The 12,788-nt window shown below is 63.3% G+C and carries 12 protein-coding genes; 8 read left to right on the plus strand and 4 right to left on the minus strand.

The window, feature by feature from the left end; all coding sequences use genetic code 11:
• The first annotated feature begins 5 nt into the window (after positions 1 to 5).
• From ACWHVV_RS05745 to ACWHVV_RS05760, 4 genes are all read left to right on the plus strand, one after another.
• Complete coding sequence (locus ACWHVV_RS05745; protein ID WP_447928488.1) at positions 6 to 1,901, plus strand: TRAP transporter permease; 1,896 nt, start codon at positions 6 to 8, stop codon at positions 1,899 to 1,901.
• Between the two features lie 10 nt (positions 1,902 to 1,911).
• Positions 1,912 to 3,312 (plus strand): acyclic terpene utilization AtuA family protein, encoded by a 1,401-nt coding sequence (locus ACWHVV_RS05750; protein WP_447928489.1) that lies wholly within the window; start codon positions 1,912 to 1,914, stop codon positions 3,310 to 3,312.
• On the plus strand, positions 3,299 to 3,643 hold the full coding sequence (locus ACWHVV_RS05755) for an AtuA-related protein (protein WP_447928490.1): 345 nt from the start codon (positions 3,299 to 3,301) through the stop codon (positions 3,641 to 3,643). Before ACWHVV_RS05750 ends, ACWHVV_RS05755 begins: the two co-directional genes overlap by 14 nt.
• Positions 3,644 to 3,840: 197 nt before the next feature.
• Positions 3,841 to 5,304: a sodium-dependent transporter gene (locus ACWHVV_RS05760; protein WP_447928491.1), complete on the plus strand. Its 1,464-nt coding sequence runs from the start codon at positions 3,841 to 3,843 to the stop codon at positions 5,302 to 5,304.
• 4 nt (positions 5,305 to 5,308) lie between these two features.
• Here ACWHVV_RS05760 and ACWHVV_RS05765 read toward each other — a convergent pair whose 3' ends face one another.
• From ACWHVV_RS05765 to ACWHVV_RS05775, 3 genes are read right to left on the minus strand one after another with little or no spacing between them, the layout of a single operon-like run.
• Positions 5,309 to 6,400 carry an LBF_2804 family protein gene (locus ACWHVV_RS05765; protein WP_447928492.1) on the minus strand — a complete coding sequence of 364 codons (1,092 nt, stop codon included), beginning with the start codon at positions 6,398 to 6,400 and terminating at the stop codon, positions 5,309 to 5,311.
• A 41-nt stretch (positions 6,401 to 6,441) separates the two neighbouring features.
• Complete coding sequence (locus tag ACWHVV_RS05770) at positions 6,442 to 7,746, minus strand: Y-family DNA polymerase (RefSeq protein WP_447928493.1); 1,305 nt, start codon at positions 7,744 to 7,746, stop codon at positions 6,442 to 6,444.
• Positions 7,743 to 8,186 (minus strand): LexA family protein, encoded by a 444-nt coding sequence (locus ACWHVV_RS05775; protein WP_447928494.1) that lies wholly within the window; start codon positions 8,184 to 8,186, stop codon positions 7,743 to 7,745. The genes ACWHVV_RS05770 and ACWHVV_RS05775 overlap by 4 nt, the downstream gene beginning before the upstream one ends.
• 315 nt (positions 8,187 to 8,501) lie before the next feature.
• Between ACWHVV_RS05775 and ACWHVV_RS05780 the strand changes: the two genes are divergently transcribed.
• Entirely contained in the window at positions 8,502 to 9,389 is an 888-nt protein-coding gene (locus ACWHVV_RS05780) for an alpha/beta fold hydrolase (RefSeq protein ID WP_447928495.1), read from the plus strand.
• Between the two features lie 66 nt (positions 9,390 to 9,455).
• Here ACWHVV_RS05780 and ACWHVV_RS05785 read toward each other — a convergent pair whose 3' ends face one another.
• Positions 9,456 to 10,025, minus strand: a complete 570-nt coding sequence (locus ACWHVV_RS05785) for a Smr/MutS family protein (protein WP_447928496.1) — start codon at positions 10,023 to 10,025, stop codon at positions 9,456 to 9,458.
• A gap of 197 nt (positions 10,026 to 10,222) precedes the next feature.
• On the opposite strand from ACWHVV_RS05785, the gene prmB reads away from it, so the two are divergent.
• The 3 genes from prmB (at position 10,223) to ACWHVV_RS05800 (ending at position 12,767) form a co-directional block, all read left to right on the plus strand.
• Positions 10,223 to 11,182 carry a 50S ribosomal protein L3 N(5)-glutamine methyltransferase gene (gene prmB, locus ACWHVV_RS05790; RefSeq protein ID WP_447928497.1) on the plus strand — a complete coding sequence of 320 codons (960 nt, stop codon included), beginning with the start codon at positions 10,223 to 10,225 and terminating at the stop codon, positions 11,180 to 11,182.
• A 12-nt stretch (positions 11,183 to 11,194) separates the two neighbouring features.
• On the plus strand, positions 11,195 to 12,280 hold the full coding sequence (gene aroC, locus ACWHVV_RS05795) for a chorismate synthase (RefSeq protein ID WP_447928498.1): 1,086 nt from the start codon (positions 11,195 to 11,197) through the stop codon (positions 12,278 to 12,280).
• 118 nt (positions 12,281 to 12,398) lie between these two features.
• On the plus strand, positions 12,399 to 12,767 hold the full coding sequence (locus tag ACWHVV_RS05800; protein WP_447928499.1) for a hypothetical protein: 369 nt from the start codon (positions 12,399 to 12,401) through the stop codon (positions 12,765 to 12,767).
• The last annotated feature ends 21 nt before the right edge of the window (positions 12,768 to 12,788 follow it).

Consider the following 12,788-nt stretch of genomic DNA (forward strand, 5'->3'; position numbering starts at 1 on the left):
TGTTCATGCGCGATGCTCTTGTTAAAGGATTGGCCCTCTCGCTTGGGGGCTTGATCCTCTTTACCTCCGCCACCGGGCCCTTCGAGAGCCTGGTTCAACGCAGTATCTTTCTCGCGCTGGTCATCCTGCTTGGGCTTGCCGTCTACCCCCTGGGCGATGGCAAGCGCTGGCGCCCGGCGGGGCTTTTGATCGATGCGCTACTTGCCATTGGCGTGGTGCTGGCCTGCGGCTACGTGGCGCTCAATCACGAACAGATACTCGTCGAGCTGCCCTGGGCCTCGCCGCGCGACATGGCGCTTACCGGGGTGCTGCTCATCGCCATTCTGGAGCTTTCGCGTCGGGCGATCGGCTGGATATTTCCTCTGTTGGTACTCGCCGGGCTCGCCTACGCCTGGTTCGGCGCCTATATTCCGGGGCCGCTGGGTCATCGCGGTTTCGATCTTTACTACATGACCGAGACGATCTACCTAGGGGATCTGGGCGTGTGGGGCATGCTGGTTGGCGTGGCCGCCACGACCATTGCCGCGTTCGTCCTCTTTGGCTGTTTGCTGCTGCATACCGGCGGCGGCAATACCTTCATGGATCTGGCGCTGCGTATCAGCGGGCGCTCGCCGGGCGGGGCCGCCAAGGTGGCGACCGTCGCCTCGGGGCTTTTTGGCATGGTGAGCGGCAGCGCCGTGGCTAACGTGGCGACCACCGGTAACTTCACCATTCCGATGATGAAGCGCCTCGATTATCCGCGCCCCTTTGCGGCGGGCGTAGAGGCCGTGGCCTCCACCGGTGGGCAGATTGCCCCGCCCATTCTGGGCGCGGCGGCATTCATCATGTCCGAGATCATCGGTGAGAGCTACCTGCGCATCGCCCTGGCGGCGCTATTGCCGGCGGTGCTTTTCTATCTGGGTGTGTTCTTGACGATTCATCTGGTGGCCAAGCGCCGCGAGCTGAAAGTGGTGCCGGCAGATGAGCTGCCGCCCTGGTCCGACGTACTGCGTATGGAGCGCATCATTCCCATTCTGGCGGCGCTGGGCGGGCTCTTTTACGGGGTGCTGAGCGGGCGCTCCATTCAGATGTCGGCGTTCTACGGCATCCTGATGACGGTGCTGACCTTCGTGCCTTTTGCCTTGATTGCCCGGATGCCGCTCAAAGAGATCGCCGGCAAGCTGCTGGGCGGGCTGGTCGATGCGGGCAAGGGCATGGTGATCATCGGTGTACTGCTTGCCGGCGCGCAGATTCTGGTGGCCATGATCGGCATGACCGGTATCGGCGTCACGCTTGCCAGCTTGATCGTCAACGTGGGGGGCGAGTCGCTCTTTCTCGTGGCGCTGATCGTGGGCGGAGTGTGCTTGATTCTGGGGATGGGGATTCCCACCACCGCCGCCTACGTGCTGGTGGCCTCGGTGCTGGCGCCGGCCTTGACCACCATCGGTGTCGAGCCGCTCATCGCGCATCTGTTCGTTTTCTACTTCGCCACGCTTTCGGTCATCACGCCGCCGGTGTGTATCGCGGTATTCGTCGCCTCGGGCATTGCCGGGACCAACTGGCTGCCCGCGGCGGTCGAAGCGGTGCGCCTGGCCGCCGCGATCTACGTCATTCCCTTTTTGCTGCTGATCTACCCGGCGTTGGCGGGGTTTGGCTCGGCCTGGGATATCGTTTTGGCGAGCTCTCAGGGCGTGGTCTTCGTGGTGGCCTTTGCCGCGCTCATGTCCCGCGTGGCGATGACCGGCCACCGCGTGGTGGATGCGCTGGCACTTGCACTGGTGATCGGCCTTGCGCTGATACCCGGGTGGCTGACCACGCTCAGTGCGCTGGTGATCATCGTGGCGCTGTTTCTGCGTCGGCGCCGGTTGCTGGCGTCCGACACTGCATCTGCGGCGCCAACACCGCCGGCCTCGGCTGTTTAAGGAGCACATCATGAGTTTTCTACTGGGAAGTGGCGCAGGGTTCTCGGGTGATCGTACCGATGCCGCCGAGGCGGTGGTGGCGGAGCTGATCAAGCGCCAACAGCCGGCGGCGCTGGCTTTTGAAACCCTGGGCGAGCGCACGCTGGCGGCGGCGCACCGGGCCATGCGTGAAGACCCGGCCCAGGGGTTCGAGCCTTTGATCGAGGAGTTCTTGCCACCGGTTCTGCGTGACTGCGCCGAGCACGGTATCAAGATACTGGGCAACTTCGGTGCGGCGAACCCCAAAGGGGCGTGCGAGCTGGTCCGCCGCCTGGCAGTGGAGGCGGGCTGTCCGGATATCGCGATTGCCCAGGTGTACGGCGACGACATTCGCGATCGGCTGCACGCGCTCGACCTGACTCAGTGGGAGGCCGAACGCCAAACGCTGCCCGAACAGAGCGCGCTCATTTCCGCGAACGTCTACCTGGGCGCCAGGGCGCTGGTGGAGGCGCTGTCGCTGGAGGCAGACATCGTCGTGACCGGGCGCGTTGCGGACCCGGCGCTTTTCCTGGCACCGCTAATGCACCATTTCAAATGGCGCTGGGACGACTGGGACCGGCTGGCCTGCGGCATGATGGCCGGCCACCTGGCCGAGTGCGGCGCTCAGGTCAGCGGCGGCTATTTTGCCGACCCAGGCGTCAAGGAGGTGCCCGGGCTTGCCACGGTGGGTTACCCCATCATCGAGGTGGAAGAAGATGGCCGCTTGCTGATCACCAAGCCCGAGGGCAGCGGCGGCTGCGTCACCGAGCAGACCGTCAAGGAGCAGCTGCTTTACGAAGTCCACGACCCAGCGAATTACTTGACCCCGGACGTGGTGGTCGATCTTTCCAACGCCACGGTTCGCCAGGTCGGCCCGGATCGGGTGGCGGTCAGCGGCATTCGCGGCAAGCCCGCCCCGGAGCGCTTGAAAACCACCGTGTGCTACGAAGGCGGCTGGCAGGGCGAAGCCGAGATCTCCTACGCCGGGCCCAATGCGCTGGGCAGGGCCCAACTAGCCGCCCAAACCCTGCGCGAGCGCTTGGCGTTTCGCGCGCCGGCGGAGCTTCGTACCCGCTTCGACATCATCGGCCTTACGAGCGTGTTCGACAGCGACGACGGCGCCTTGCAGCGGCTGGCGGCCCCCGCCTCTTCAAGCGGCGACTACCGCCTTCGCCTGGCCGCGGAGCACGCCGAACGGCGCTGGGTGGCCCGCGCCACCCAGGAGCTTCTGGCGCTTTATTGCGCCGGCCCGGCGGGGGGTGGCGGCGTCCGACGCCAGTTCCAGCGCCGGGTATTCACCGCCTCTTATCTGGTCAAACGTAGCGATATCCACGACTACGCCGAGCTGTTTCAATCTCACCATCAAGAAGGTGTCGCCCATGCTGCAAGTTGACCAGACGACCCCGGCGCAACGCCTCGACACCGTGCCCCTTCACCAACTGGCGCACGCCCGGGCCGGGGACAAGGGCGACCGGCTCAACATCGCGCTTTTTGCCTACCAGCCGGCGGATTACGCGCGGCTGGTCGAGGCGCTTACCGAGGCGCGGGTGCTCGCGCTCTTTGCCCATCGCGGCGCCAGCCGTGTCCAGCGCTACTTGCTGCCGAATTTGGCGGGTATGAATTTCGTCATCGACGATGTGCTTCAGGGCGGCGTCAACGGCGCCTTGAACCTCGATGGTCACGGTAAGACGCTCTCTTATTTGCTGCTGGGCGTGGAGCTTTAGCGCTAACCCGTTACCGCGTATGGCCCTGACGGCGAGAAGCCCCTGGCGAGGTGATGTCGGTGGTTTTAAAGCGCCAGGCGCCTGGCGCCCAGCGGCTTAACGCCCGGGCCCCCAGGCCCTGGCCGGTAAAAGTCCTGGGCTTTTAGCGGAAAATCCTCCAGGATAACGCCTTTTTTTCATGGACAGGATGAAAAAGCATGGCGTCTTCTGATCAACCGCGCGCGCAGTGGTTAGGCCGTTGGGGCTTTATGCTCGCCGCGACCGGCTCGGCGGTCGGGCTTGGCAATATCTGGAAGTTCCCCTACATGACCGGCGAATACGGCGGTGGTGTTTTCGTACTGGTCTATCTGGTCTGTATTTTGGCGGTCGGTGTGCCGGTGATGATGGCCGAGATCGCCTTTGGGCGGCGCGGCCAGGGGAGCCCCGTCGATGCCTTTCGCCGGGTGGTGAACGAGTCCGGGCGCTCGTCGTTCTGGTCGCTTTTTGGCTGGATGTCCATGCTGTGCGGCTTCATGATCCTGTCGTTTTACGTGGTCGTCGCGGGCTGGTCGTTCTCGTATCTTTGGAAAACGCTCTCCGGCGGGTTGAACGGGGAAAGCGTCGAGGCGCTGGCAGCGGTGTTCGACGCCAACAATGAAAACCCATGGAACCTTGGCTTTTGGAGCACGCTGGTAACACTTGCCACCATGGTGATCGTCGGTAACGGGGTTCAGCAAGGCATCGAGAAGAGCGTGCGCTGGATGATGCCGGGGCTGGTGATCATGCTGCTGATATTGATCGGGTTTGGCGCCTTCTCCGGCGGCTTTAATGAGGCCTTCGCGTTTTTGTTCTCGTTCAACGCCGGCAGCCTCTCCAGCGACGCGATGCTGGCAGCGCTTGGCCACGCGTTCTTCACGCTCTCGCTGGCCGCCGGCGCCATTTTGACCTACGGCAGCTATCTGCCCAAAACCGCCTCCATCAGCCGCACGACGTTGAGCGTGGCGCTGGCGGACACTGTCGTGGCCCTCATGGCGGGGCTTGCCATCTTCCCGGTGATTTTTGCCAACGGTATGGACCCGGCCGGTGGGCCGGGGCTGATTTTCATGAGCCTGCCCATCGCCTTTCAAGCAATGCCATTGGGGACGCTGTTCGGGGCGCTATTTTTCATGATGCTTTCCATGGCCGCGCTCACCTCGTCGATCTCGATGGTGGAGGCCACCATTTCCTGGCTTTGCGATAACAAGGGCTTTTCGCGTTTATCGGCGGCGGTGAGTACCGGTATCGTGCTTTGGCTGATCAGCACCGCGGCGATGCTCTCGTTCAACCTGGGCGCGGACTGGACGCTGGCGGGAAAGACGTTCTACGACTGGCTGGACTACCTGACTTCGCGCTGGATGATGCCGCTGGGTGGGCTGGGCACCGTGATCATTGCGGGCTTCTTGCTCAAAAATACCGTCATGCGCGAAGAGCTTGGTTTGAACCCGCGCCTCTACGCGCTGTGGCTTTTGATGGCGCGCTACGTAAGCCCGCTGGGCATACTCGTGATCTTTGCCGACCAGCTAGCGCTTTATAGCGTGACGTTCACCCAGCACTGGCCGTGGCTGCTGGCCATTTTGCTGGTGATGATCGTTCTGGGCGAGCTTTTAAGCCCGCGGCTTCGCCAAGCGCTTAAAGCGCCCTGATGGGTTACGGGTCGAGCTGCTGTTCGTCGATGAACGCCCGGGTCAGCGGCGTTTGGCAGTGGGCGAATACTTCCTGCAGAAACTTTTTGCGCGCGCCGCGATAGCCACCGCTTAAAAGCACCGTTTGGGTCAGGCTTTCCAGCAGCGGCGTGCGCTGCTGCTCATCGAGCGCGGCGTACTCGCGAAGCGCGGTGGGCCAGTCCACCTCCAGCGAATCGGGCTTATCCGGTAGCGTCGCCAACAGGCGCGACAGGGCCAGGACCAGATTGGGGTGGGGGTGCTGGTTGCGCATGATCATCTCGCCCACGCCCTGGGCCAGTAGCTTGCGCGTTTGTTCCGGGGCGTCGTCAAGGCGCTCCATGATGCGCTCGATTTGGCGCGGGCCGCAGGCGAGCAGGTAGGCGTCTTCGGTGACCCGCGCGGCGATCCAGGCGTTCCACACCGCGTAGAGCGGCGCCATCAACATGGGCAGCAACCCGCGCAGCGTTAAGCGCCCCAGCAGGCGGCGCATGACCATACGCAGCAAAAAGCTGCTCATGCTGACCTTGAGCCGATAAAGCAGCATGCGCAGGGTCAGCTTCCAGCCGTGCAGGTAGGCGTGCGGGTCGACGCCGTAGATCAGACTCCCCGGGCTTGGGTACTCCAGCGCCACGCGCGCTACCCCCTGGAGGGTCAACTCGACCGTTGGCGGCTGGGGCGACTCGCTGCTGTAGTTCAAACCGGCAAAGTAGCTCACCCGTGCTACGCCGCGCAGCGCGTTCCAGTAGAGAAAGCCGATTTCCAGTAGCGTTACGAAGCCGGCAAACACCATGTAGCCGGCCCAGTAGGGCAGCTGTTCGCGAAACGATAAAGACGCCCAATCGCTGACCAGCACCTGGCGCATCCACCACTCGGAGCCGCCAATCAGCGTGCCCGAAATAATCCCCGCCATGGCCGCCCACAGGATCACCCAGCGCCGGCTTTTCTTGACCGCGGCCCGGTCGGGCTCGGTAAGCGCGGTATGGCGGGTGAGACGGCGGCCGATGTGGCGGCTCGCCCAGCGCTGCATGATATCCGGGGAGGGGGCAAATTCTTGGTCGGGGCGGGTAAGCGGCATGGTCACCAAATAGACTTTGTATTTGCCCTACAGGGTAGCGGCTACTTTCGCGTAGTACACGCTTTGATTGCACCCGGATGGGTACCCGCGCGCATCAATTCGTCCCAGCGGGTGGTAAAGCGGTTCGAGCGGTGGGCGCAGCGTAAATGCCAGGCGGCTTTTTCCGGGGCGGCGCCAAAGCCGATCTTGCCCTGGCCCATGCGCTGATTGATATCGTCCATGGTGGCCATCAGCGCGGGGTGGTGCTGATGGCGCGGGGGCTGATGCAAAAGCGACAGCTGATACTGCTCGGCATCGACCAGGTCCAAAAGCATCACGCCTGCTTTCATGAAGCGATGGTTCGGGCGATATATTTGCTCGAGGCCTTCGCGCACGGCGCTAAGCATTACTCGCGTATCGTCGCTTGGCGAGGCCAGCGCCATCATCGCGTGGGGGAAGTACTGCGGCTGGTCCTGGCGGTGGCGATTGGTGCTGAGAAAAATCATCACCGCCCGCGCCAGGCTTCGCTGCTCACGGAGTTTCTCGGCGCTGCGCTGGGCGTGGCGGCTGAGCGCGTGGTGAAGGTCCGCTTTAACGCCGGTCGGTCGGCCGAACGAGCGCGAGGTCATGATGCGCTGGCGCGGCTCGTTCACCGCGTTCATTTCAAGACACGGCGTGCCGCGAAGCTCCAGCGCAGTACGCGCCAGCACCACGGAAAAGCGCCGCCGTAGATCGTGATGGTTGCACTCGCGAAGCTCCCAGGCGGTGCGGATCTGGTTGACCGCCAGCCGCTCGGCCAGCCGTCGGCCAATGCCCCACACCGCGCTTACCGGGGTCTGCTTTAAAAGCGCGGCGCTCTCCTGGGAGTCGGCGTGCAGCAGGCACACGCCCTGGTAGTGGGCGCGCTTTTTGGCGTAGTGGTTGGCCAGTTTGGCAAGCGTATGGGTGGGGGCGAGCCCCACGCAGACGGGGAGCCCCAAATGGCGGCGAATGCGCCGACGCAGCGCCTCACCAATGGCCTGGCACTGCGCCGGGCTCAACCCGTCGAGATAGACGAACATTTCGTCGATGGAGTAGGGCGCCACCGCCGGGCAGGCGTCGCGCAAGAGCTGGCAAAGCCTTCCAGACATATCCCCGTAAAGCTCGTAGTTGGACGATTTCAGGTGGATACGCCCCTGGCGGCGCAGCGTTTCGAGCTTGAAAGCGGGCACGCCCATGGGGATATCCATGGCTTTCATCTCTTCCGAGCGGGCGATGATGCAGCCGTCGTTATTGGACATCACGCCGACGGGCCGGCCTTCGAGGTCGGGCTGAAAGACGCGCTCGCAGCTAACGTAGAAGTTGTTGGCATCGACCAAGCCGATCATGGCATGTACTCGTGGATGACCGCGCGCACCACGCCCCAAAGCTGGCAGTCGCTGCCTTCCAGAGGCAGCGGCGGGTAGCGCGGGTGGGCAGAGCACAGATGCGGCGTGCCGCCATGCAGCGCGTAGCGCTTGATCAGCACTTCGTCATCGAACATGGCCACCAGAATATGGCCAAGGCGCGGCTGGATGCTGCGGTCCACGACCAGCAGGTCGTTATCGAAGATGCCCCAGCCCTCCATGCTGTCGCCGGTGGCGGTCAGGTAAAACGTCTGCGTCGGATTCTTGATCAGCCGCGTGTTCAAATCCAGCGTGCGCTGCTCGTAATCCTGGGCGGGGGAGGGAAAGCCGCTAAACCCGGCACGCGCGTACAGGCCGGGAAACGCCAGCGGTTGAAAGGTTAACGGCCAGGCTGTCGCAACGTGGGCGGGTTGAGACGGCATCGTGACGTCCTCGAGAATAAAGTAATGTATGTATATACAGTATTTGTTTTCGAGGAGAAAAATGCAAGTGTCACGGTTTGCGCTTTCTCAGCGGGCGAGCCAAAGCCCCACGACGATGGCGCTGATCACGGCGATAAAAAACACGGTATTGCGAACGCGGGTATCACGACGAGGTTTCATAACGGTACTCATTAGGCAGGAATTTTTTAAAAAAGGGGCGCTTGAAGCGGTCCAGGCGTTGGGCCTGGCATGGTAACGTTTACGCTATAAAGCGTCATCAAGGTAAATGCGTATGAATACGACGAGGCACTGCTCATGAACGACGCCGCAAGGCCGCTTTCACTGGCCGGTGGCCGCTTGGCGGGGCTTGCCTGGGGGCGGCCCGATGCGCCGGCTTGGCTTGCCTTGCACGGCTGGCTGGACAACGCCGCAAGCTTTACACGGCTGGCGCCGCTTCTGGTTCGCGCCCTCGATATCCGCATCGTGGCAATCGATTTTCGCGGCCACGGCCACTCCGCACACGGCCCGGCGAACGCCGACTACGCCCTGTGGGATTATACCTTCGACGTGCTCGACGCCCTGGACGAGCTCGGCCTCGAGCGCGCCACGCTGCTGTCCCACTCCATGGGCGCGGCGGTGAGCTGCGTGTTGGCCGCCGCCCTCCCCGAGCGGGTAGAGAAACTTCTGCTGATCGACGGGCTGGGCGCGCTCAACACCGAGGCCCGCGAGAGCACCGAGCAGCTACGTAAAGGGCTGTTGGCTTACCGGCGCCCGGTCTCCAGGCCGCCGCGCTACGCCGATATCGAAGGCGCGGTGGCCGCCCGGGTGGCCGGTGGCGTTACCTCGGTGACCCGCGCCACTATCTACCCGGTGGTCGAGCGCAACACCCAGGCGAACGTCGAGGGCACTATCGAAATGCGCACCGACAGCCGCCTGCTCAAACCGTCGCTGGTGCGCTTCACCCCGGAGCAGGTGCTGGCGCTGCTGGCCGGTATACAGTCCCCGGTCCTGCTAATCGAGGGAGACAAAGGCATTTTGGCCGCGCGGCGCTGGTCGGAGAAGGCCCGCCAGGCGGTGAGGCACTTGACGCGCCAGATAGTGTCGGGTGGCCACCACCTGCACCTGGAGCCCGAAGCCGTGGAAACGGTCGCCAGTGTGATAGGTGAATATTGCGAACGCGAAGCCGGCAAGCACGGGCAGTGATGAGCAGGCTCGAAAGGAGTGTGAAACCCTCGAGCGGCGCATGTCAGAAGTGGCTGTCAGCCGCGTTTACGGCCCACGCTTTCTAAGCAGTACGTACACCGCGCCGGTGCCGCCATCACCCTCCACGGCGGAGCAAAATGCCAGTACCCCCGGCCATTCTCTGAGCCAGGCGTTGGTATGGCTTTTGAGAACGGGGAAGTCCGCCGTGGCGCCCCAGGCCTTGCCGTGCACTACCAGCACGCAGTGAAGTTTTTGCTCAGCGGCGTCGCGAAGAAAACTCTCGAGCTCCAGGCGGGCCTCTTCCAGGGTATAGCCGTGCAGGTCGAGCCCCGCCTGCCAGGCGGTTTGGCCACGCTTTAGCTGGCTAAACGTGCGGTAGGGCAGATCGGGAATGGTGAATTCCAGGTATTCCGATGGGCGCACTGGCTCCACGCGGCCATCGGAGGTGCGCCCGGTCGCGGTCTGGTCGCCGCCTTTGACCGCGGCCTGGCGCCGGGCGGCCTGGGCGTCTTTTTCGCGCTTGGGTTTGCCCGGGTCCGCCTGATTGCTAATGAGACGCCGCACGCCCGCCTCCTGAAGCGCCTGGCGAAAGGCGCTGATATCTTCATCGTTGGGCGAGTGGCGGCGTCGCGACATGGGGGGCTCACAAAAATAGCGGGGTGAAAAGTGGCTTGAAAACGCACAGTATAGCGGCCCTAACGGCGCTGTGAACCGGGCGGCGTCGAAGGTACAATTATTTAACGATTTTTACACAGCGGCGTTTACCAAGCGACGTTTTTAAAACCCCGCGGCGGTAAGGCTTTACGCCGCCGCGCGCTCAGCCAGGAGCCCTTGTGACCACGCACCTCAATGCCGAGACCTCTCCCTCGACGCTTACTCTGCCGGAGTCGGCGTTAACCAGCGACTTGATCACGCTGCGCGATTATCTGCGCTGGGCGACCAGCGAATTTTACGTGGCGGGTCTTCACTACGGTCACGGCACCGACGCCCCCTGGGATGAAGCGGTTGCGCTATGTTTGGGGGCGCTGCACCTGCCCTGGAACGTCGACCCCGGTGTGCAGGACGCACGGCTTTTGCCCGTCGAGCGCCAGCGTATCGTGGAGCTGGTGCGCAGGCGCGTCGAGACGCGTGCGCCGCTTCCGTATCTGCTGGGCGAGGCGTTTTTCGCCGGTTTTCCTTTTGATGTGGACGAGCGCGTGTTGATTCCTCGCTCGCCCATTGCCGAGTTGATCCTGGATGGCTTCGGCGCCTGGTTCGATGAAGAGCCCCCCGAGCACGTGCTCGATCTGTGCACCGGTTCGGGCTGTATCGGTATCGCCACGGCGCTTACGCTGCCCACCTGCCACGTCACGCTTGCCGATATCAGCCAGGACGCGCTGGCGGTGGCGCGCCAAAATATCACCCGCCACGACGTGGGCGACCGAGTGCGCGCCGTAGAGTCCGACGTGTTCGATGGCTTGGAAGGTCAGCGTTTCGATTTGATCGTCTCCAACCCGCCCTACGTCGATGCCCAGGACCTGGCCACCATGCCGGCGGAGTTTAGCCACGAGCCCGCGCTTGCCCTGGGCGCCGGCGCTGACGGGCTGGATATCGTGCGGCGCATTCTGCGCCAGGCACGGGGTTACTTGAGCGACGACGGCTGGCTGATCGTCGAAGTCGGTAATTCTGATCGTCACGTCGAAGAGGCCTTTCCCGAGGTTGGCTTCATGTGGCTCGAATTCGAGCATGGCGGCCAGGGCGTTTTTGCCATCAGCGCCGCTGAACTCGACGCCCACGCGGCGTCATTTGCGTAAGGAATCGTCTCCATGTCTGGCAATACGTTTGGCAAACTCTTCAGCGTGACCACCTTCGGCGAGAGTCACGGACCGGCGCTGGGCGCCATCGTGGATGGCTGCCCACCAGGGATCGAGATCAACGAGCAGGATCTTCAAGCCGAGCTCGACCGTCGCCGGCCGGGAAGCTCGCGCCATACCACCCAGCGCAAAGAGCCGGACGAGGTACGCATTCTCTCCGGCGTGTTCGAGGGTAAAACCACCGGTACCTCGATAGGGCTTTTGATCGAGAACACCGACCAGCGCTCGAAAGACTACTCCAAAATCAAGGATCAGTTTCGTCCCGCCCACGCGGATTACACCTACCACCACAAGTACGGCCACCGTGACTACCGCGGCGGCGGGCGCTCCAGCGCCCGGGAAACCGCCATGCGCGTCGCCGCCGGCGCCATCGCCAAAAAGGTGTTGGCCGCCCAGGGCATTCAGGTGCGCGGCTACATGAGCCAGCTAGGCCCGCTCAAGATCGAGTTCAAAGGCTGGGAGGCGGTGGAGCAAAACGCCTTTTTCTGCCCGGACGCCGCGCGCGTGGCCGAGCTCGAGGCATTCATGGACCAACTGCGGCGCGACCAGGACTCCATCGGCGCGGAGATTACCCTGGTCGCGGAGGGCGTGCCGGTCGGCCTTGGCGAGCCGGTGTTCGATCGCCTGGACGCAGAGCTTGCCCATGGGCTGATGAGTATCAACGCCGTGAAAGGCGTCGAGGTTGGCGCGGGTTTTCAAAGCGTGGCCCAGCGCGGAAGCCAACACCGCGACGAGTTGACCCCGGAAGGTTTTCTCTCCAACCAGGCCGGCGGCATCCTGGGCGGTATTTCGAGCGGCCAGCCGATCATTGCCCGCATCGCGCTCAAGCCGACCTCGAGTATCACCACGCCCGGGCGCTCGATCGATGTTCACGGCGAGCCGGTCGAGGTGATCACCAAGGGGCGTCACGACCCCTGTGTCGGTATTCGTGCCACGCCCATTGGGGAAGCGATGATGGCGATCACGCTGCTGGATCACCTGCTAAGACACCGTGGCCAGAACGGGGATGTCAGCGTGACCACGCCCCGCTTGAGCTGACAAAGTTTGTCGACGTTTGCGCTGCTACACTTGAACGCAGCGCAAGCATCGCTTGCCACCACCATCCTCTTCACCACCGTATAACAACAGCGCGTCATACGAGCAAAGGGAGCCGTCCATGAAAATCAACGTTGAGTTCGATCTTACGCCGGAGGAGTTTCGCCAGTCGCTGGGTCTGCCGGATGTGGAAGCTTTTCAGCAGCATTTGCTCGACAGCATTCAGCGCCAGATGGAGTCCGGGGTGGAAGGGTACGATCCGATGAGCCTGATGCGTCCTTTCCTGCAACAACCCATGATGCAGCAAGGGCTCTCCCAGGGGCTTGCCCACTTTGGCACCTACCAGCAGATGATGCTGGACATGCTCAAGCAGGCGGGCAGTGCCGCCGGCGGTGAGCCGGCCAAGGATGACGCCGAGCAGACGCAAGCGCAGGGCAAGGAGCAAAAGCCGCGCGCCAGCGCCTCGTCCCGCTCGCGTGGCAAAGAGTAATTCGGAACGGCGTTGCCAAAC

This window comes from Vreelandella sp. EE27 (assembly GCF_968206495.1).

Coding starts and splice junctions, on each gene's coding strand:
- ACWHVV_RS05745 (WP_447928488.1), top strand. CDS start 6: ATGCGCGATGCTCTTGTTAAAGGATTGGCCCTCTCGCTTGGGGGCTTG.
- ACWHVV_RS05750 (WP_447928489.1), top strand. CDS start 1,912: ATGAGTTTTCTACTGGGAAGTGGCGCAGGGTTCTCGGGTGATCGTACC.
- ACWHVV_RS05755 (WP_447928490.1), top strand. CDS start 3,299: ATGCTGCAAGTTGACCAGACGACCCCGGCGCAACGCCTCGACACCGTG.
- ACWHVV_RS05760 (WP_447928491.1), top strand. CDS start 3,841: ATGGCGTCTTCTGATCAACCGCGCGCGCAGTGGTTAGGCCGTTGGGGC.
- ACWHVV_RS05765 (WP_447928492.1), bottom strand. CDS start 6,400: ATGCCGCTTACCCGCCCCGACCAAGAATTTGCCCCCTCCCCGGATATC.
- ACWHVV_RS05770 (WP_447928493.1), bottom strand. CDS start 7,746: ATGATCGGCTTGGTCGATGCCAACAACTTCTACGTTAGCTGCGAGCGC.
- ACWHVV_RS05775 (WP_447928494.1), bottom strand. CDS start 8,186: ATGCCGTCTCAACCCGCCCACGTTGCGACAGCCTGGCCGTTAACCTTT.
- ACWHVV_RS05780 (WP_447928495.1), top strand. CDS start 8,502: ATGAACGACGCCGCAAGGCCGCTTTCACTGGCCGGTGGCCGCTTGGCG.
- ACWHVV_RS05785 (WP_447928496.1), bottom strand. CDS start 10,025: ATGTCGCGACGCCGCCACTCGCCCAACGATGAAGATATCAGCGCCTTT.
- aroC (WP_447928498.1), top strand. CDS start 11,195: ATGTCTGGCAATACGTTTGGCAAACTCTTCAGCGTGACCACCTTCGGC.
- ACWHVV_RS05800 (WP_447928499.1), top strand. CDS start 12,399: ATGAAAATCAACGTTGAGTTCGATCTTACGCCGGAGGAGTTTCGCCAG.